Raw genomic sequence first — 18,139 nt, forward strand, 5'->3', positions numbered from 1 at the left:
GTTTTATGCAAGCGAAAAGACGTCATCGAACGCCCATTCGATGCCCCGCCCCTCGACGACCGTCACCCGAGGCGTCGTTGCCCGGGATCAGTCCATGGACCCTCGCTTATCGAAGAAGGTGGGACGATGAAATCGCAGGACCAATGCCCGGAGAGAGCGGCCGGTAGCCGGATCCCGGCGGCCGGAGGGAGCCGAAGGCGGCTGAAACGCAATAGGGCCCTTGCCCTCGAATCGCTGGAAGGGCGGATCGTCTGCGCGGCGGGCGATCTCGACCTCACCTTCAACGGGACGGGCAAGGAAGCCATCCAGGTCGGCTCGGTCGGGACCGGCGGCGCGCCTACGAACGATGTCGCACACGCGGTTGCCGTGCAATCCGACGGCAAGATCGTCCTCGCCGGGACGGCCACCGTCGGCTCCGAAACCGTTTTCGCCGTGGCTCGCCTGGATTCGGATGGTGCTCTCGATCCGGGGTTCGGCCAGGGCGGGATCGCGACCGTCCCGGTCCCCTACGGCGGCCAGTCCCAGTCCGCCGCCGACGCCGAGAGCGTCCTGGTCCAGGCCGACGGGCGGATCGTCGTGGCGGGGTCGGCCGCCGGAGATTTCGGGCAGTCGGCGTTCGCCGCGGTGCGCCTGCTGGCAAATGGACAACTCGATGCGAGCTTCGGCGATGGCGGCCGGCAGACCATCGCCTTTCCGGGCGATGCCAGGGCTTATGCGGCCGCCCTTCAGCCCGACGGCTTGATCGTCCTGGCGGGCGAGGCGCAGGCGGGTTCGGGGTCGGGAGGCACCCTGTTCGCGGTGGCCCGGCTCACATCGGCCGGCGTGCCCGATCCCGGATTCGGCCAGGACGGCGAGCAGACCCTGGGCCTTGCCTCCGGCCCCGCGCAGGACGTGGCGCACGCCGTGGCCATTCAAGCTAATGGTGCCATCGTGCTGGCCGGGTCGCACGCGACGGGGCTCGGCGGCAGCGTCTTCGCCCTGGCGAGGATTAACGCACAAGGCATGCCGGATGCGAGCTTCGGCAATGCAGGCGTCCGGACCATCGCGCTCAGTGCCGGTTCTCAGCCGGCGGATGCCGCCAATGCCATGACCCTGCAACCGGACGGGGCGATCGTCGTGGCCGGCTCGGCGGGCAACGGTTACGGGGTGGCACGGCTGACCTCCTCGGGCGATCTCGACACGTCCTTCAATCAGACCGGCAAGTACGTGCTGCAATTCCCGGCCTCGTTCGGATTCCGGAGGGCGGGGGCCAATGGCGTGGTCATGGAATCCGACGGCAAGATCCTCGTGGCGGGGCAGGTGGGGGCGCCGCACGGCGATTTCGGCGTGATTCGCCTCAATGGGGACGGCTCGCTCGACGCGGGCTTTGCGGATCGGGGCGAGAGGATGATCCCCTTCAATTTGGGGACATCGAGCTTGTCCGACGACGACGATGAGGCGAACGCGGCGGCCCTGACCCCCGACGGCAAGCTCGTCGTGGCCGGATATGCCTCGCTCTCGGGAGGGGGCATCCAGGCTTCGGCGAGATTCGCGGTGGCGCGCCTGCTCACGGCGAACCCCGGTAATTCCACGCCGCCATCCTCGCCGCCTTCCACGCCCGCTCCGCCCACCGCACCGACCTCGCCGACGGCCCCGCCATCCATTCCCGTGGCGCCGTCGAAGCCGGCCAGGCCCGTGACGCCGGCCCCGGCGGCGCCTCCCCTGCCGCCCGGCTTCGCGCGGACGCCGCCGCAGATCGTCGGGGTGCGCGTGCTAAGGGCCCGAAACGGCGTAGTGCGCATCGTGCTGATGCTCGACCAGCGCATCGTGGCCAGGCCGGCCCTGCTTCGACGGGCGATTTCCGTGACGGGGCAGGGGGCCGATGGCTCCTATGATGCACCGGGCCGAATCCTCCGGGAATCCTACAATCCTCGGGCTCGATCCATCACCCTGGCGATGGCGCGGCGGCCTAGCCTCTCCGGGAGCCTGCGCCTGACCGTGAAGGCGACGGGGATCGTGAACCTCCTCGGCCAATCCCTCGACGGGAGGGGGGACGGCGAGGCTGGGACGGACTTTCTGGCCACGATCGACCTCCCTTGACGAAGCTTGCGACTCGCCCGCGTGGTCGAAGCAGAGGCCGCGCATCTCTCCGGGTCCAAAGATCGGACGATCGGTCTCGACCCCCACCGAGGCGTCGAGTCGCCATCGGAGTTCACCATTGGGGCGGCGTCGCCCCGAGCATTTGCTGTCTTCCCACGAACGGCAGGGACCAAGCGTCGACCCCGATGTCGCGACGCCCGGCAAGGAACCCGGTACCACAATGACCATCCGGCCCAAGACGGTGATCCACGGCTCCATGCTCTGCGTCTACGCCGCCTTCGTCGCCGGCAAGCTGGCGCATCGGGACGGCCTGGCCCGATGCGCGCTGGCGGCGGGCGCCCTGTTCTGCATCGGCGGCCTCCTGGCACTCGCCGCGTCCTATGTCCGCGGGTTCGCCTCGCGGCGAGAGGTCGCGCGGAGAGCGGGCCGGATCAATCGGCTGAGAAGAAGCCAATCGCCCGGGTCTCCTTCGATTCGCGGCGATTGCGATCACCCGAACCCGCAGTCGGCCCCATGCCCGTCGCAATCAAGGGCATGCCGGCCGCAAGCCTGCTCGGAGCCCGCCCGAGCGGGCGCCAGCCCTGAACGGATCCGACCCCCCGGGTGAGGGCCACGCCCGCATCGCTCGTACCTGACGCGCAGGCGGTGATGCGCCATGTGTTGAAGCCCATGAGCAAGCCGTTCCGCGCCTCCCTGGAGTTGGTCCCCGCGCCGTGCCCGCGCCTACTCCTCGACGGCCCGGGGGCGGCTACCGGCATCATCAATAGCCTGGACGGCCCGGCCGACTCGGACGATTTCCGGGTTGGCCTGCCGTTCGAGCGGCTGCGCCATCTCCTGGCACGGGAGGAGGCCCACCGCCGCGCTTAGCCCATCGTCCCGGATGGTGGCGACCCGTCGGCGGGATTTGAATCGGGAGTGCTGGACATCGTGACCTATCCCTTCCGGTTCATGCCGGGCCATTCCGTCGCGCCGGATGCCGAACGCCCACGCGCCCAGCTCCGGGAGATCAACTCGAACCTCTGGAACGGGTCCTTCCCGACGCTGCGCCGCCGTGCCCGCGTGCCGACGAACCCGCATTTCAACGAGGAGCCGATCGACGACGCGCCGGCGCATAATCTGGTGCTTTGGCCGCGCGACCGCCAGGATGCGATCCGCCCCGCGAATTGAGCCGCGGGCGGGTGCTCTGGCATGATGTCAGCCGCGGTCGGCCGAACGTGGACGACCGCTATGCGTTGCACGAACGCCGGCCCGCAAGACGGCCCCCGTTCAATTTACTGCCCTTGCCGGCCATCGCCGAAGGGCAATAGCGCGGTCTGCATTCCTCCCGCCCTGCGCCGGAGCGACTTCGGCGGGTAGGGGAGCCCGAGGGATACCATGCGGTGTCCAGGGCGGCACTCACGAGCCGCCCGAGGTCCGGCGCTCGCGGGTCTCTCGCACCGACGGGGCGACATCGCCTCGGGCGGCGATCGAAGGCGCTGCCTCGGCCTATCTGCACCTCACCGACAACCAACCTCTCTCCCGCCCCTTTCGGCGAAGTGGCGGGCTCGTCGGCTTCTGCGCCTGCCCGATCGATCACTGAAATGAGGGGATCCAGCCTTCGTATACGCTCGCCGAATGGGGCTCGCCGGACAATCCCGGGGGAACATCACTCCGCCCCACCATCGGAGCTCGCGTCCATCTCAAAGGACGGGGGATCCGGGCCCGGACGATGGCACGATGCCCCTCGAAGGCCTTTACAAATCCGCTCACGCTTACATGACTTACATTGATACATCGCGTCGAAGTTGGATGACTAACTGAGACGATTGAACACGCAATCGGGCGATTGTGAATTGGCTGAAGAGGCCGGGATTTACGGCATGGCCGCGGCCCCGTGCCCGGCGACTGAGGAGTTCACGCCGGCCGAGTCGTGCCTGCTGTCGCGTAGGCCGGAGAGCACGTCGAGGATCTTCCCCTCATCATTTCTCATGTTGAAGCCATGCCGCCAAGCAACGGCCGGGCCGGCAGCCGACCATGATTGCCCACCGTGCCGGACGCCCACACAAGTCAGTCTTCCAACTCATCCGAACCTGGAGCTCGGCCCAACGGGAAGCTTTTGCACGGTGAAAAAAGACCGCCCCTCGCCGCCGCTTGCGGCAAGGGCATCAGACTGCACCCCAAACCATCGACATCAAAAAGCGACAAGAACCCCTTGATCTCATGCGTAACATGCCATTGATCCACGAACGAGCACATGTGCCCGGGGGGGCGTCCATGATCCGCATGAAGCCGGTGGGCAATGGCGTGCGGGGCGAGCGGGCCGCGCGGCGGGCGGACCTCTATTACGAGAAGTCCGACGCGGGCTACTATCGGGGCGAGGGCGGGTCCCGCAGCGAGTGGCTCGGCAAGGGCGCCGAGGCGCTGGGCCTGGCGGGCGAGCCGGAATATGAGCACTTCAAGCGGCTGATCCGCGGCCTCGACCCGCACACGGGCGAGCAGCTCACCGCCAAGCTGATCGAAGACCGAATCCCAGCCTGGGACGTCACCGCCAGCGTTCCGAAGGGCGTGACCATCGCCAAGCTGCGCGGCGATGAGCGCGTCCCCGGCATCATCTGGGAAGCCAATCGGCTAGCGCTGGCCGAGCTGGAACGCTACGCCACCACGCGCGTCCGCCTGGACGGAAGGCAGGAGGATCGGGTCACCGGCAACCTCGCCATCTATTCCGTGTCCCACGGCGAGACGCGCCCGGTCCTCGACGAGTCGCTGCCCCAGGACCATCCCTGGCGGATCATGCCGATGCCGGACGACCACATCCACAACGTCGTCGCCAACGTGACGCTCGATGCGGTCGAGGACAAATGGAAGGCGGTCAAGTTCCGGCCGATCATGGACCTGCGAAAGTATTTCGACCGCTATTTCGACCACTGGCTCTCCCACCTGCTGGCCGAGGCGGGTTACGAGATCGAGACGAAATGGCGCGACGGCAAATACTATTCGTGGGACATCAAGGGCATGCCCGTCCACCTTGTCGAGCGGCTGTCCGGGCGGAGCCGGGAGGTCGAAGAGGCGGAGGCCGCGATCATCGCCGAGCGCAAGGAGGCCGCGCGACTGGCCGGAGATCCGGGTTGGGAGCTGATCCCCGACCGACTGAGCGCGGTCGAGCGCGACAAGCTGGGGGCGACGTCGCGCCGCCACAAGCGCGACGACCTGACGTTCGAAGAATGCCAAGCCTATTGGGACACGCTCTTCTCCGCCGCCGACGCCGCGGCGGTGGCGGAGCTGATCGACCGCGCCCGGAGCGGGCGCAACCCGCGGCCGGCGCGGACGGTAGGCGAGGCGGTGCGGTTCGCCTACCTGCACCATTCCGAGCGGGAGTCTTGCATGCGTTGGGAGGAGCTCGCGGCCACGGCGATGGAGCGCTGCATGGGCCACGCCTCGCCGCCCGAGATCGAGGCGGAGGCCGTGAGGCAGGGCATGATCCTGGGCGTGCTCGGCGGCGAGCGCTTCGCGACGTCGCCCGAGCTGAGGGCGGAGGAACGCTACCTGGCCGAGGCGGCGCTGCTCGGCCGGGGCGACGTGACCCCGGTCGCCGTGCCGGCAGGCCTCACGCGGACGACGGACGACGGCAAGGTGCTGAACGACGGGCAGTGGCGGGCCGCCCTCGGGCTGCTGAAATCGGAGAACCGCATCAACCTGCTCGAAGGCCCGGCCGGGGCGGGCAAGTCGTCCCTGCTCGCCAAGTATGAAGAGGCCATGCGAAGGGCCGGCCATGCGGTCGCGTATCTCGGCACCACGGCGAAGTCCGTGGGCGTGCTCAAGCGCGACGGCTTTGCCGCCGACACCCTGGCCAGGTTCCTGATCGACGGTGCGATGCAGGCGTCGGCACGTGGCCGACGCGTGGTCATCGACGAGGCCTCGATGATGGGGCATCGCGACGCCGTGCGCCTGTTCGAGCTCGCGCAACGGCTCGATCTCAAGCTGATCCTCGTGGGCGACGCGGCGCAGCACGGCTCGGTCGGGCGCGGCTCGACCATGCGGCTGCTCGAGGAGTTCGGCGGCATCAGGCCGTTCCTCGTGCCCGAGATCCTGCGCCAGCGCGAGGCGGAGGACGAGCGCTACCTCCTGGCGGCGACGCAGCTCTCCGAAGGCAAGGCGGAGGAGGGCTTCGCCACCCTCGACGCGATGGGCGCGGTGCGGGAGGTCGCCGACGACACCGACCGCTATCGCCACATCGCGGCCGATTACCTGCAGGCCCGGGACGATCGCAAGAGCTGCCTGATCGTGTCACCGACCCATGCCGAGGCGGCACGCATCACGGCCATGCTCCGCCACGAGCTCAAGGCCGCCGGCCGGCTCTCGCGGGGCGAGCATGCGGTGACGCGGCTGGTCGCCCGCGACGCGAGCGAGGCCGAGCGCGGCGACATCCGCAGCTATCATAAGGGGGACGTGCTGGTCTTCCACAAGCACGCCAAGGGGTACAGGCGGGGCGAACGCGTGAGGGTCGACGACCCGGCGTCCGTGCCGGTGGGGCAGGCCGACCGCTTCGACGTATACCGGCCGGAGACGCTCCTCCTGGCCCGGGGCGACCTGATCCGCTTCACCGGCACGGTGAAGACGATGGACGGCAAGCACACCTTGAAGAACGGCATGACCAGGACCCTGGGCGAGATCACGCCGGGCGGCAATCTGCGCCTGGAAAACGGCTGGGTGATCCCCTCCGACGCCGGGTTCATCCGGCACGGCTACGTCGAGACGAGCATGGGCAGCCAGGGCAGCACGGTCCAGCGCGCGATCGTCGCGGCCAACTCGCAGTCGGGCAGGGCGGCAAACCGGGAGATGGAATACGTGACGGCGACGCGGGCCAAGGAACGCGTCACCTTCTACACCGACGACAAGGATTTCCTGCGCGACGCGATCACGCGCAGCTCGCACAAGCGGCTGGCCCTCGACCTGCCGGAGCCCAGACGGCCGCAGATCGGTCGACCGGATGGCCGGGCGTCGCGCGGCGAGCGCAAGCGTCGGCTGACTCTGACCCAGCTCGCCCGCTCGGCCTACGGAGGCCAGGCGCGCCCGAACGACAAGCAACATCGAGAAGAAAGGCAGGCCGACCATGGATACGGACGATAGAACACCCCGGGATAGCTCGCACGGCTCGACCATCCTCGCCGAGATGAGGGCCGCCGCCGCCCGCCGGCAGGAGCAGGACGCCGACACGGACAAGCCGCGGGCGGAAGCCTCGGAACGCACGGACCCTCTGCCGCGGCCGGGGATGGCATACGCGGCCCATGGGAGGCAGATGCAGCGCCCGCAGATGACGCTGTTCCTGGTCGACAGGGAGTATCTTCCGGATGGCCTGGCCTACTCCGACCTGCGGCGCTGCCGCATGGTGGCCCCCCGCGAGCCGGGCAAAGGCCCCTTGCTCGTGCTGCGCTTCACGGATGTCGAGGTAAGGATCGAGGGGCGCCGGCTCTATTCGCTGTGCCACCTGATCGGGCTGCACCTGATGCCGTGGGTGTGGGAGCATCCCATGCCGGAGGAATGCACCGACGATCAGGCGACGCTCATCCGCAGGATCAGCGTCGAGGAAATCGCGTGAGCCTGTCGGCTTGAAAATGCCCGCTTGGCGGCCATGGGATCATCGGCCGAGTTCGAGCGGTGCAAACGCCCGAGGTCTTGTCAGGGATTCGCCTGCCCGGCCCGCTGCCGTCGGTTCCTTCCCACTGCCCCCCGCCGTTGTCCTTCTGCCTGCCATTCGGCCTCCGGCTAACGCACTTCAGCGGTGTAGGCTTTCAACACGCATATGCCCTTGCGCGCCTGGACGAGTCATGCACGGGCAGTCTGCCCCTGTCGCAAAGGAGCGGGACGTAACTCTCGGGAAGCCGCTCGCTCACTGCGAATGATGATCGAACCAGCCGGGTAGGGGGATCAGGGGGAAGCGGGAGGTCCATCCTCGACCTCGGATGGTCTTTCGCCCGCTTCGGCAAGACGGCGCGAAAGATAGCCGTCCTTATGTTCGATCAGGTAGCGGTCATGATCGGCAATTTGGGCGTCGACGCAATCGACTGCCTCGTCAAGCGTCATGCCTGGCGGCAGATCAGAGACGATGGTCCCTCCATTTCGGGCGGCCATCAGGATATCACGGCACGCCATGAGGTCTGCGTACTCCTGGATGGCGCGGACAACCTCAATCTGCCTCATCTCTCGATCTTTGCGCTCCACCGCCTGACGCAAGCCTTCGCCGACAACAAGGCCTTCATTCGCCAACGCGTCCTGAATCCGCCCCATAAGCTGGTTGGCGTCCGCCGCATCGATGCCACGCTCCCGCGCCAGTGCGTCGATATCGGCTGCGGGACGGTCACGAAGAAAGGCTTCGAACAGGAAGTACAGCCCATCCCGCAACGGTACCGGGGACACCTCAAAGGGAGATCCTGAAAGCAGCGAGCAGTGCCACCCGCATTTACGGCATCGATCGCTGCCTCCTCCCGGTCGGTCGGCCCACCGATCATCGTTCAAGGTGCCACAGCGGGTGCAGGGGCGGCCGTCGCGCCAGCGCGCGAACCTGATGAGGCTCTCCGCCGCCCCATCCTCACCGAAGATACGGCGTAGGCTCTCCGCTTCCATGTTCGTCAACATTGCCATCACGTCCAGCCAAGGGAACGATCTCCCCGAATCCGTCGCCTCGCCGGGGTCTGACACTGTTCCCGGCCGATCTGCGAGTCCGCGGTGATATCCGTCGAATGGATCGGCAGAGACGAATCCCTGGTCGGCCAGGAGATCGAATAGGCCGAGGACTGGCCTTAAATATTGATGAGCGCTTTGCGGTTCTAGTCGCCCGGATATCTCGCTGACATAGGTCAGTATGTCGGATCTGGAGAGGACTGCGAGCGTGAGCTTGCGGGCTTCGGCCCAACGGAAGAAACGTGAAATCAGCGCGTGGTAATTCTTTCGTGTCTTGGGTGCATACTTCCTCAGGTACGCCTGATAGTGACCGACGGCCTCCTCGCCCGCCGCGCGAATCAATCCCGGGGCATCGTCCGCGGCCTCTGTTGCTGTCTTATCAGCGTGGAGTGCGGCCTTGTCGATCTCGCCACCGAGGGCGTCAGAATCTCTAGAAGTATTTTCCATTCATGAATACTATTTAAAATAATTGGAGTTGGCAACGGTTATCGGATGCCCTCGACCGCTTAAACAGCGGATCCTCGCCGCATCCGGCATCCGCGGGCAGGCACGCTCGCGGGTTGGCATCGCCCCCTCCTGAAGCGGGTCGGGCGCGTCCTCGTCACGGTGGATGGCGATGCGGCAGGTCCGGCCCTCCCGCTCGACGGTGGTGATTTCGATGGCTTCCACGTTTCCCTCCTCACGCTTCATCGGTCTCTGGTGCGTCGCCGAATAAGCAGATGGCGGCGTCCTCAAGCGTATCCCAGGTGATGCCCAGGCTGGCATCGAGCCGCTCTTCGACGGCGGCAAGCACCCGCCAAGCCTGTTCGCCGTCCAGGTCGGGGCGGATAGTCTGTACGTCTTCGACGCTCCACACGGCGGCGATCTGCCCGCGCCGCGCGAGCCAGGTCCGTACGTCAAACTCGGCCGGTTCCGGATGCGGATCCGCTCCCTCGGGATCGTCGAGGGCGGATATGGATCGCTCGAAGGTCTGCCACGCCCGCCCGGCTTCGGCGTCGGCATCCGGGCAATCCATGAGAGACTCCGGACAGTGAGCCTCGCCCTCGGCATGAACGATCACGCCCTCGAGGGCGGCCAGCAGCTTCGGGGCGGCGAGGATCAGCCGCATGGCGGCGAGCGTTGGCGGCACCGGCTCGTCGCCCCCCGGCATCCAGAAAGGGCGGCTGCGCAAGAGCTCGTCGCCGCCCGCGTCCAGGATGACGGCGACATCCTCGGTGCCGTCGCGCTCGATTCGCATGTTCCAGGGAGTGTTGAACTTTTCTCGTGTTTTCATGGCTAGATTCCTTCCTGTGCGGGGTGAGTTACTGAGCGGGCGGCAATTCGCAGGGGTGATGCCCCTGCGTCACCAGGAGCACCGCCAGATCCTCCGGCTCGATCCGCTCGCCATCCTTCGCCGCGGCGGCGTCACGCCGGGCGAGGGCGATGGCCTCGACGGGGCCCGGGGCCTCCACGAAGGCGTAGTAGGTGTCCGCGCCCGTTTCGTTGGCGTAGTCGGGGTAGAGCAGCAGGACGGAGTAGGATTCGTCCTCCCAGGGCGGGCTGACGCCCGCAGCCCTTGCGATGGCGTCTTCGCAGGCCCTGGCCGCCTCGGCGAGATCGCCACGCTCCCATCGCTCGACGACCATCCGGCAGGCCGCGAGCAATGCCGGGCCGGCCTTGCGCAGCCCCTCCGGCCCGAAATCGAAGACGCGGGAATGCTCGTGATGCTCGTCTCCGACCAGGTCCACCAGGGCGGCGAGATCCTCCCCGTCGCAGTCGGCGATGTCATCGGCGGCGTCCGTCGATCTGTCCCGGGCGATGAGGGCCGCGGCCTCGGGGGATTCGGCCTCGATCCCTTCAAAAGTGAGCCGCATCTCGCGGTAAACATGCACAATGTATCCGGCCATGGCGCGTCTCCTCACGGTTCGATGCGGATGGCCTGCGCGAGGCCTGCAACCCGCTCGGCATAGTCCCACGCCTCGGCATAATCGCCGAAGCTGGCGAGCGAGGCGCCCGGGGCATCCATCGACTCCCCGGAGCCGGTCCGCTCGTCGTACCGCTCGATCTCGAGCCAAACCTTGTAGGTGATGTGCCGTTGCTTCTTCATGATAGTCTCCTTCGGTTGATGGACGGGCATCATCGCCCGCCCGGTAGGTTAATAGTCGAGCGGCAGCAGGACGGTCGTCACCGACCGGTCCCATTCGGTGATGATCCAGAACCGCTCGTCGCCCGAGCGGTAGACCGACAGCAGACGCGAGCCGTCCCTCAGGGACAGGTCGTTGAGCTCGTGGTCTTCCTCGCAGACCTCGCCCCAGTCGCCCCGGGCGTGGCGGCCCAGGCCCTGCCGGACGTCCACCGGGTCGAGCCGGGCATGGGCATTGGCGGTGATGACGACCTCGCCGAGGGGGAATAAGGCGCGGGTTAATTCGATGACAATGGGTCGCATTTCAGAGCTTTCTACATAGGGTTGATCCGAGAGGCGGGCGGGCCGAAGCCCGCCCGAGGGCTTCACTCATCGCCGCTGTTGGCCTCCTCGCGGGCCTTGCGCGACTTCGCGTCGGCCTGCATCTGCTTGGCGATCCAGCTGTGGGCCTGATCGAGGAGCTTGGACACCGAGAGGATGTCGTCGTATCCGAAGCTGTCGGTCTCCCTCCAGGTATCGTCGCCCTTCTTGTAGGAGCGGCCGGGGTTGACCGAGTACCAGACGCCCTTCTCGCTGCTGTTGCGCCAGATCGTGACCGAGAGGTTGCCGAAGCGGATCTTGTGTGCCGGTGATGCCATAACTTATTTCCTTTCCTTGAATTTCAGCCCGACCATCGGGCCTTACGGGAGCGACCAATCGGCCGCAAAGACGGGCATAGCCCATCGGCCCCATCGCGGGGCCGGTGCCCGGTGCAACCGGAAAAACGGAAGGTTCACACCTCGGGCAAACAGCGTTTGTGAAAGCCGTTTTTCCGGTTGCGGCGGGCGGATGCGGCTGTAGGTTCGCGGGAGTCAGGCCGTGGGCGGGCTGGATTCAAGCCGGAAAGGAGCCCTCGGCAATCGCCGGCCCCTGGAAGCAAATGGGGCGATCGGTTCAGGATCGGAGGAGCACAATTCAAGGGTGGCCGCACTCAGGGCCAGCGGTTCCGATCTCGGTCGGCGTGCAGGAAATCGGATGGCACCGCGGCCGGACGAACATGACATCGACATGCACAAAGCGGATTCATGGTAGGGCAGGGCATGGAAGCGAACCGTTGCCAGGATAGGCTGAACGGCTTTCTATCGCCTCAGTGCGCGAGATGCCCAAGGCCCTGGCCTCCACTGTCACGTTCGCCCCATCCCGGCAACTCCGTCCGCACAATACGCCCCCGGACGTCAATAAGGGGATGCCTGGCGGCGTCGACGGGGGTTGCGTCATGCTCCTGAGCGAAGAGGGGGATGACGTTGCGACGCAGGCTCGCAGGCAAATTTCCCGCGTCGATCGAAGCAAAAAGCACCAGTACAGCTCCACGCACGATGAGCCTACTGCCTCACCCGGTTTGAGTTGCTGGGTATAGGTGTCGGAGTTTGATGCGGGCGTCGGCGGTGGTGAATCGCCAATCGACGCCGATGCGCCGCTCGTTGCGGTCTTCCTCCCAGGCGGCGACTTCGCGCTCCAGTTCCTCACGCGATTCGATCCGGCGGTCGAGACATTGGCGGGAGAGGACCGCCAGCTCGATCTCGGCCACATTCAGCCACGAGCCGTGCTTCGGCGTGTGGTGGATCTCCAGCCGCTCGGCGATCGCCCGGGCCCGCTCCGGCGGGAACGCCTCGTAGAGGCTGGCGACCTTGTGGGTGTTGAGGTTGTCCATCACGAGCACGACCTTCTCCGCCTCCTCGTGGACCTCCTCCACCTCCAACCCCTGCTCGACGAACCGCTTGCGGGCCCTCTCGACGGTCGCGACGTCGACGTCGAACGCCTCGGCGATCGACTCGTCGAGCCATCCGGGCCCGCCCTCGGCCTGGTCGGCCTTCAGCAGGATGCGGGCGTGGGCCTGCGCCAAGGCCGACGCCTTGCCGGCCCGGATCAAATCCGCCAGCGTTTCCCTCTCCTCGGGCGTCAGCGTCACGCGATACTTCTTCATGGCGGCACCCTCCTGGGCCGTCCATCAGAAACCATCCCCGATCACACCGCAAGACGAGCCGGGCGGACCACTACGGCCTGAAACGCTGCTCGCCAGGACGGGGAGAGCCCCGAGAAACGTCGATGGGTGCTATCGTTGCAAGGAGCGACATCGCAGTCTTGCTGATCGTTGCAAGATCTGCCTTCTCATCTGCCTCGATCCATTGTTCATACGCAGTAATGAATATTTGAAGCCCAATGCGAGCGGCGAGTAGCGCCACATCCGCGTCAACTCCGCGTTGCCGGAGGGCGTCGGTGAACCCGACCGCAATGCTGCGTTGCTTGATCAAATCACGCTCCAATAATTCTGGATTCGCTGCAATCACTGCATGCCGTTGGCGATGGAAGTCCCGTGATCCCAGGCTTTCCCAATCGAATTCCGCCAAAACCCCGATGACTACCTGGAGCGGCCACACAACGTCGGGCGCCTGGAGAATTCTCTCGACGAGCGCCACGCACAGGTCGTCTGACCCATCAAACAGAACCTCGCGCTTATCCTCGAAGTGCCGGAAGAAAGTGCGTTCCGTCACCCCGGCCAGAGCCGCGATCTCGGTAGCTGTGGTCTGGCCATAGCCGCGCTCACGGAACAACTTTAGGCTCGCCTGTTGCAGGCTGCCGTGCACTTTTGCGCCGTTTCGAGGCATAGACGAACCCCCGTATTGACAGTCACTGACGTTTAAGCGTAGAGTCAGTGACTGACATAATGTAGCCCACAACTCGAAACATGCCAAAGGGATTCGTCATGAAACGCGTCCAATATCACCGTTACGGCGGATCGGAGGTTCTGAGCCTGGAGGAGTTTGCGCTCGCTGCACCCGGGCACGGGCAGATCCGCGTTCGGATCAAGGCGGCGGCCTACAACCCGCTGGACCGGAAGATCCGTAAAGGCGAGATGAAGATGATAACGGGTCGAACGTTTCCGCGCGGACTTGGCCATGATTTCGCGGGCGTTGTCGAGGCGGTGGGCCCGAATGCGACTCGTTTCAAGATCGGTGACGAGGTGTTCGGTGCTACGGGCTTGAAGGAATCGGGCACGTTCGCCGAGGCTCTGGTCACCGAAGAAAAGACGGTCTTCTTCAAACCGAAGTCCCTCTCGTTCGAGGATGCCGCTGCCTTGCCCGTCGTGAGCATGACGGCCTGGAACGCGCTGATCGACAAGGCAAAGCTGCAATCCGGCCAGCGGGTCTTCATCACGGGCTGTCTCGGCGGGGTCGGGCGTATTGCCGTGCAAATCGCTGCGATGCGCGGCGCGGAGGTCACCGGCAGTTGTAGCGCGTCCGGGCGTGAGGAAGCGATGACGCTGGGCGTGAGCGAGGTCGTCGACTATCGCGCTTTCGACATCGCTCCGCATCGAGATCGCTTCGACGTGGTGTTCGATACGGCGGGCGTGCTGTCGCTGAGCCAGTGCGGTGCGATGCTGAAACGCCGAGGCATGTCGCTGCACATCGTCCCAACGCCCGCCAAGATGATCGGCTGCCTGCTCCCGTCGCGACATTACCTGATCTTCGGCAATCCGACGCCGGAATGCATGGCGGGCATCACCGAAGCGGCCGAGCAGGGCAAGCTCGTCCCGGCGATCGGCCGCATAGCGCCGTTGTTCGAGGCAATCTCGGCCGTCGTCGAGCTGGAGGCGACAGGCTTGCCCAAGGCCAAGCTGGTGATCGTTCCCACGCGATGAATCCCGGGGAAGACGCCCTTTGAAAGATCAATCAGCGGAGGCTGGTGATGCCCTTTAAAATGATGGCGATCGTAACAGCAATTGCCGGCAGTATCCTCGGCCTTCGATTCATCTTCGCCGGGGCTTCGGTGCTCCATCAGTGGGGCGTCGAGGCGACCGAGGGCTCACTGGTCATTTGTCGCAGGATTGGCGCGATCTACCTCGGCCTCGCGATCTTGTTCTTTCTCGGACGAACGGCTCCCCCCTCGGACCTCCGCTCGGCGGTGTGTCTGGGTATTGGCGGAGCGATCGCGCTTCTCGCGTGCCTCGGACTCTTCGAGTTCTGGGCTGGACGAGTCGATTCCGGCATCATTGTCCCGGTGATCGTCGAGACGGTGCTCGCGGCAGGCTTCGTCTGGTCGTGGTGGGCCGGGCGATGACGACACCGAGACCCCGATTAATAAACTAATTAATACCCGTTGATGGACCATAGGAAAGTGCCCCGACGAGCCTCTGCGTCATGTATCGCGCCGGGGATGTGCCTAATGCCTTGCGAAACATGACCACGAAACTGCTGGCGTTTTCGTAGCCCAGGTCTGTCGCGACCGATTGAACGGATGCACCCTGCGAGAGCCATTGAAGGGCCAGAATGATGTGGAGCTGCTGACGCCAGCGACCGAAGCTCATCCCGGTCTCTTTCAGCACGAGCCGGCTTAGGGTCCGCTCGCTGACCCCGACACGTGCGGCCCATTCGTGCACGGTGGCCCGGTCCGACGGATTGGCCGTCATCCCGTCCGCGACCATCCGGAGGGCATTATGGGTAGGCATCGGCAGATGCAAATTCTCCACCGGTGCGGCGGCGAGTTCATCGAGCAACACCGTCACGAGGCGTGATTCGGCTCCGTCGGTGGGGTACAGGGCGGGAAACTCGGCACATCGGAGCAGGAGTTCCCGCAGCAGGCGCGAGACGGAGACGGTGCAGCAGGCGTTCGGCAGAGTAGGGGCCGAGGCCGGTTCGACGAACAAGCAGTAGACCTCGATGGTTCCGACACCTTTGACGCTGTGCCGTACGCCGCCGGGAATCCAGACGGCACACTGCGGCGGCACGATCCACAAGCCCTGCGACACCGTGCACGTCAACACACCACGTGCCATGTACATAAGTTGTGCTTTTCGATGCTGGTGGTCGACCAGCTCCATCCCGCTCGGGCCGGTCACGATGCTCCCACCCGCAGCCATCACCGGACGAGGCACCGAATCCGGTTCAAATGGGCCGTCATGGCTCTTGTAGAACGGCATGGGAATCAAACCTGGCGACGACGCGAGTAGACTGGCCGAATATCGATATAAATTGGCGGAATCCCCTAATGCGGTCAAGAGAATAGTCAAGTATCCTCCTCAGAGTCGTAGCTCGTCGTCCGTCGTGCAGAACGCCACGCCAATCCGTTCTCACGTCGGCTCCGGTCGCAGCACACTCGAACGGAAGGTACAGCAATGAATGACAATATCAGCATCCTCATATCAGGGGCAAGCATCGCCGGGCTCACCACCGCATATTGGCTCAATCGCCACGGCTTCAGGGTCACCGTGGTCGAGCGTGCAACGCACCTGCGGGCCGGCGGTCAGGCACTCGACGTGCGAGGCCCGGCCCTGGAGGTCGCGGAGCGCATGGGCATCCTCGGCTCGATTCGCGAGCGACGCACGAGATTGACGGGATTCTCGCAGGTGGACGCTTCCGGCAACGAGATATTCCGGAGCACGGAACGCACGCTCACGGGCGGACACTTCGACAGCCCCGACGTCGAAATCATGCGTGACGACCTCTGCCGCGTGCTCTTCGAGGCCGTGGGCGACCACGTGGAATATCTCTTCAACGATTCCATCGAGTCGCTTGCTCAGGACGATTCGGGGGTTGACGTCACGTTCAGCACGGCCGCACCTCGCCGCTTCGGCCTCGTCATCGGGGCCGACGGGCTGCACTCGCGTGTCAGGAGGCTTGCGTTCGGCCCCGAAGAACAGTTCATCCGCCGCCTCGGCAACTCGTACGTCGCGGTATTCGGGATGCCGAATTTCCTCGGCCTTGAACGATGGGAAGTGATGTATCAGAACGAGGAGGCGGGCGTCGGTGCCATGGTCATGGGCTTGCGAAGGGACGCTGACGCAAGAGCCTATGTCGGATTCGAGGCCTCCGAGCCGATTACCTACGACCACCGCGACACCGAGGCTCAGAAGCGATTGGTAACGGGCCGCGTCGCCGCGGGGGGATGGGTGCTCCCGCAGATTGTGGAACACATGCTGCGAGCCCGAGACTTCCACTTCGATTCGATTAGCCAAATCCGCATGAGCAGTTGGTCATGCGGACGGACCGTGTTGGTCGGCGATGCCGGCTACAGCGTCGCGTTGGCTACGGGCCAGGGCACGACCGTCGCGATGGTCGGAGCTTACGTCCTCGCCGGTGAACTCGCCTCGCACAAGGAAGACCCGGTCAGAGGTCTCGCCGCCTATGAGGAAGAGACCCGAGAGTATGTGCTTCGCAACCAGGACGCCGCACTGGAGTATCGTGCCGGGCAGGAGTCGACGACAGTTGGAGACCCTACCCAATCGGAAGAGGCCTGCCCCGCCGACGACCTTCCGGACTTCGGGCAGATGGTGCAGCCCCTCGCACTCAAATCTTACTGACAGGCCGGGCGGCCGAGGGCTGGAGCCGCCCAGGGCGACCAAGTATTGGCCGATCATCTCCGGCGTGACCGCCGGTAGCTCCACCCCTTACGCCTCAGGCCTGGAAGCGTTTGATCTCCCGCATGTAGGCTCTTTGCGTGTGCGGATTGTGGTGTTCGGCTTTTCCCGGCGGAGTCGTCACCGAAGAATTGAGCCGAGACGGAAGCGAACATCGCAGGCCGGTCCCCATTCTCCCGCCAGAACTCCGTGATCGGGCGGCAGCGGGGGGGGGTGGTCAGTCAGTCTGCGGCCGCTCGCATGCCTCCGATGACGGTCAGCGGCCCGCTAGCTGCGAGGGCCTCAAGGAGCGGGTTCATATCGAGCGGACCGAGGTGGTCGCCGTCGCCGCGCACTTCCTGACGCAACCCGAAGATCAGGTTGTGGAAGCGGACGAGATGCGAACCGCCGGAATGGTAAAAATGCTGAGCCGAGGCCATGACCATCTGGTCATGGAGGGCGCCGGCACACACCGCGTCGAGATGGCGAAGGTTCTCCGCGAGCAGCCGGTCGGCCTCTTCGCGGCTTTGCGGCGGGACGGCGAGAGGCGGGCATCTCGAAGTAAACGGTGATATCCACCAGGCCGACATCGATCCCGATCTGGCCGCCACCGTCGACGACCATGCGAAACGGCACCGTCGCGTGGCGAAGGCGTACCTCGCGCATGCGAGCCAAAGTCTGCGCCATCCACCCGTCCGGCGCCATGCCGCGGTCAATCCCGGGCTGGAGAATGACCGGCGGCACGCCGCTCCGCCATGGCCCTTCGCTCTCGATCTCATGCGCGATATAGCTTTCGACATGCTCCATGGGCACCACATCGATGCGATTGCTGACCTTGATCACCGGCCTGCCCCTGTTCGCCGCCCGGCGGGCGGCCCGATTCATGCTGCTCACGCGTGCTCCTCCCG

19 protein-coding genes and 1 pseudogene are annotated in these 18,139 nt (G+C 65.5%); 8 read left to right on the top strand and 12 right to left on the bottom strand.

Going from position 1 to position 18,139, the window contains the following annotated elements:
- Positions 1-126: 126 nt before the first annotated feature.
- The 5 genes from ACOYYX_RS35940 to ACOYYX_RS35960 all read left to right on the top strand — a co-directional run bounded on the left by ACOYYX_RS35940 (position 127) and on the right by ACOYYX_RS35960 (position 7,654).
- The gene (locus tag ACOYYX_RS35940; protein ID WP_422927468.1) at positions 127-2,079 is read left to right on the top strand and encodes a hypothetical protein; all 1,953 of its coding nucleotides are present in this window, start codon (positions 127-129) and stop codon (positions 2,077-2,079) included.
- 220 nt (positions 2,080-2,299) lie between these two features.
- Positions 2,300-2,686 carry a hypothetical protein gene (locus ACOYYX_RS35945; RefSeq protein WP_422927469.1) on the top strand — a complete coding sequence of 129 codons (387 nt, stop codon included), beginning with the start codon at positions 2,300-2,302 and terminating at the stop codon, positions 2,684-2,686.
- A gap of 308 nt (positions 2,687-2,994) precedes the next feature.
- Positions 2,995-3,246, top strand: coding sequence for a hypothetical protein (locus tag ACOYYX_RS35950; RefSeq protein WP_422927470.1), 252 nt, complete (start codon positions 2,995-2,997; stop codon positions 3,244-3,246).
- A gap of 1,086 nt (positions 3,247-4,332) precedes the next feature.
- Complete coding sequence (gene mobF / locus ACOYYX_RS35955) at positions 4,333-7,185, top strand: MobF family relaxase (RefSeq protein ID WP_422927471.1); 2,853 nt, start codon at positions 4,333-4,335, stop codon at positions 7,183-7,185.
- Positions 7,169-7,654, top strand: coding sequence for a hypothetical protein (locus tag ACOYYX_RS35960; RefSeq protein ID WP_422927472.1), 486 nt, complete (start codon positions 7,169-7,171; stop codon positions 7,652-7,654). The genes mobF and ACOYYX_RS35960 overlap by 17 nt, the downstream gene beginning before the upstream one ends.
- Before the next feature lie 329 nt (positions 7,655-7,983).
- Here ACOYYX_RS35960 and ACOYYX_RS35965 read toward each other — a convergent pair whose 3' ends face one another.
- The 9 genes and pseudogenes from ACOYYX_RS35965 to ACOYYX_RS36005 form a co-directional block, all read right to left on the bottom strand.
- Complete coding sequence (locus ACOYYX_RS35965) at positions 7,984-9,183, bottom strand: hypothetical protein (RefSeq protein ID WP_422927473.1); 1,200 nt, start codon at positions 9,181-9,183, stop codon at positions 7,984-7,986.
- 9 nt (positions 9,184-9,192) lie between these two features.
- The gene (locus ACOYYX_RS35970; RefSeq protein WP_422927474.1) at positions 9,193-9,405 is read right to left on the bottom strand and encodes a hypothetical protein; all 213 of its coding nucleotides are present in this window, start codon (positions 9,403-9,405) and stop codon (positions 9,193-9,195) included.
- A gap of 10 nt (positions 9,406-9,415) precedes the next feature.
- Positions 9,416-10,009 carry a hypothetical protein gene (locus ACOYYX_RS35975; RefSeq protein WP_422927475.1) on the bottom strand — a complete coding sequence of 198 codons (594 nt, stop codon included), beginning with the start codon at positions 10,007-10,009 and terminating at the stop codon, positions 9,416-9,418.
- Positions 10,010-10,037: 28 nt separating this feature from the next.
- Positions 10,038-10,622, bottom strand: coding sequence for a hypothetical protein (locus ACOYYX_RS35980; RefSeq protein WP_422927476.1), 585 nt, complete (start codon positions 10,620-10,622; stop codon positions 10,038-10,040).
- An 11-nt stretch (positions 10,623-10,633) separates the two neighbouring features.
- Positions 10,634-10,822 carry a hypothetical protein gene (locus ACOYYX_RS35985; protein ID WP_422927477.1) on the bottom strand — a complete coding sequence of 63 codons (189 nt, stop codon included), beginning with the start codon at positions 10,820-10,822 and terminating at the stop codon, positions 10,634-10,636.
- Positions 10,823-10,870: 48 nt separating this feature from the next.
- The gene (locus ACOYYX_RS35990) at positions 10,871-11,161 is read right to left on the bottom strand and encodes a hypothetical protein (RefSeq protein ID WP_422927478.1); all 291 of its coding nucleotides are present in this window, start codon (positions 11,159-11,161) and stop codon (positions 10,871-10,873) included.
- Between the two features lie 62 nt (positions 11,162-11,223).
- Positions 11,224-11,496, bottom strand: coding sequence for a hypothetical protein (locus tag ACOYYX_RS35995; protein ID WP_422927479.1), 273 nt, complete (start codon positions 11,494-11,496; stop codon positions 11,224-11,226).
- A gap of 731 nt (positions 11,497-12,227) precedes the next feature.
- Positions 12,228-12,578: pseudogene (locus ACOYYX_RS36000) on the bottom strand (transposase); the annotation flags it as partial.
- Between the two features lie 313 nt (positions 12,579-12,891).
- Complete coding sequence (locus ACOYYX_RS36005; protein ID WP_422927480.1) at positions 12,892-13,449, bottom strand: TetR/AcrR family transcriptional regulator; 558 nt, start codon at positions 13,447-13,449, stop codon at positions 12,892-12,894.
- A 152-nt stretch (positions 13,450-13,601) separates the two neighbouring features.
- On the opposite strand from ACOYYX_RS36005, the gene ACOYYX_RS36010 reads away from it, so the two are divergent.
- A complete protein-coding gene (locus tag ACOYYX_RS36010; protein ID WP_422927481.1) occupies positions 13,602-14,537 on the top strand; it encodes an NADP-dependent oxidoreductase in 936 nt (311 codons plus the stop codon).
- A 47-nt stretch (positions 14,538-14,584) separates the two neighbouring features.
- Positions 14,585-14,956, top strand: a complete 372-nt coding sequence (locus tag ACOYYX_RS36015) for a hypothetical protein (protein WP_422927482.1) — start codon at positions 14,585-14,587, stop codon at positions 14,954-14,956.
- 25 nt (positions 14,957-14,981) lie between these two features.
- On the opposite strand, the gene ACOYYX_RS36020 is transcribed toward ACOYYX_RS36015, so the two are convergent.
- The gene (locus ACOYYX_RS36020) at positions 14,982-15,815 is read right to left on the bottom strand and encodes an AraC family transcriptional regulator (RefSeq protein WP_422927483.1); all 834 of its coding nucleotides are present in this window, start codon (positions 15,813-15,815) and stop codon (positions 14,982-14,984) included.
- A gap of 195 nt (positions 15,816-16,010) precedes the next feature.
- Here ACOYYX_RS36020 and ACOYYX_RS36025 point away from each other — a divergent pair, with 195 nt between their 5' ends.
- Positions 16,011-17,195 carry an FAD-dependent monooxygenase gene (locus ACOYYX_RS36025; protein WP_422927484.1) on the top strand — a complete coding sequence of 395 codons (1,185 nt, stop codon included), beginning with the start codon at positions 16,011-16,013 and terminating at the stop codon, positions 17,193-17,195.
- Positions 17,196-17,473: 278 nt separating this feature from the next.
- Here ACOYYX_RS36025 and ACOYYX_RS36030 read toward each other — a convergent pair whose 3' ends face one another.
- The gene (locus ACOYYX_RS36030) at positions 17,474-17,671 is read right to left on the bottom strand and encodes a hypothetical protein (protein WP_422927485.1); all 198 of its coding nucleotides are present in this window, start codon (positions 17,669-17,671) and stop codon (positions 17,474-17,476) included.
- A gap of 10 nt (positions 17,672-17,681) precedes the next feature.
- Positions 17,682-18,125: a hypothetical protein gene (locus ACOYYX_RS36035; RefSeq protein WP_422927486.1), complete on the bottom strand. Its 444-nt coding sequence runs from the start codon at positions 18,123-18,125 to the stop codon at positions 17,682-17,684.
- Between the last annotated feature and the right edge of the window lie 14 nt (positions 18,126-18,139).

Origin of the sequence: Singulisphaera chitinilytica (assembly GCF_049331405.1) — a bacterium.
Classification (GTDB): domain Bacteria; phylum Planctomycetota; class Planctomycetia; order Isosphaerales; family Isosphaeraceae; genus PoT.

Bases quoted from the DNA above. Each gene is read 5' to 3' on its own strand.
- ACOYYX_RS36015 (WP_422927482.1), top strand. From the start codon at position 14,585: ATGCCCTTTAAAATGATGGCGATCGTAACAGCAATTGCCGGCAGTATC.
- ACOYYX_RS36020 (WP_422927483.1), bottom strand. From the start codon at position 15,815: ATGCCGTTCTACAAGAGCCATGACGGCCCATTTGAACCGGATTCGGTG.
- ACOYYX_RS35995 (WP_422927479.1), bottom strand. From the start codon at position 11,496: ATGGCATCACCGGCACACAAGATCCGCTTCGGCAACCTCTCGGTCACG.
- ACOYYX_RS35975 (WP_422927475.1), bottom strand. From the start codon at position 10,009: ATGAAAACACGAGAAAAGTTCAACACTCCCTGGAACATGCGAATCGAG.
- ACOYYX_RS36010 (WP_422927481.1), top strand. From the start codon at position 13,602: ATGAAACGCGTCCAATATCACCGTTACGGCGGATCGGAGGTTCTGAGC.
- ACOYYX_RS35985 (WP_422927477.1), bottom strand. From the start codon at position 10,822: ATGAAGAAGCAACGGCACATCACCTACAAGGTTTGGCTCGAGATCGAG.
- mobF (WP_422927471.1), top strand. From the start codon at position 4,333: ATGATCCGCATGAAGCCGGTGGGCAATGGCGTGCGGGGCGAGCGGGCC.
- ACOYYX_RS35945 (WP_422927469.1), top strand. From the start codon at position 2,300: ATGACCATCCGGCCCAAGACGGTGATCCACGGCTCCATGCTCTGCGTC.
- ACOYYX_RS35960 (WP_422927472.1), top strand. From the start codon at position 7,169: ATGGATACGGACGATAGAACACCCCGGGATAGCTCGCACGGCTCGACC.
- ACOYYX_RS35990 (WP_422927478.1), bottom strand. From the start codon at position 11,161: ATGCGACCCATTGTCATCGAATTAACCCGCGCCTTATTCCCCCTCGGC.
- ACOYYX_RS36025 (WP_422927484.1), top strand. From the start codon at position 16,011: ATGAATGACAATATCAGCATCCTCATATCAGGGGCAAGCATCGCCGGG.
- ACOYYX_RS35980 (WP_422927476.1), bottom strand. From the start codon at position 10,622: ATGGCCGGATACATTGTGCATGTTTACCGCGAGATGCGGCTCACTTTT.
- ACOYYX_RS35940 (WP_422927468.1), top strand. From the start codon at position 127: ATGAAATCGCAGGACCAATGCCCGGAGAGAGCGGCCGGTAGCCGGATC.
- ACOYYX_RS36030 (WP_422927485.1), bottom strand. From the start codon at position 17,671: ATGGCCTCGGCTCAGCATTTTTACCATTCCGGCGGTTCGCATCTCGTC.
- ACOYYX_RS35965 (WP_422927473.1), bottom strand. From the start codon at position 9,183: ATGGAAAATACTTCTAGAGATTCTGACGCCCTCGGTGGCGAGATCGAC.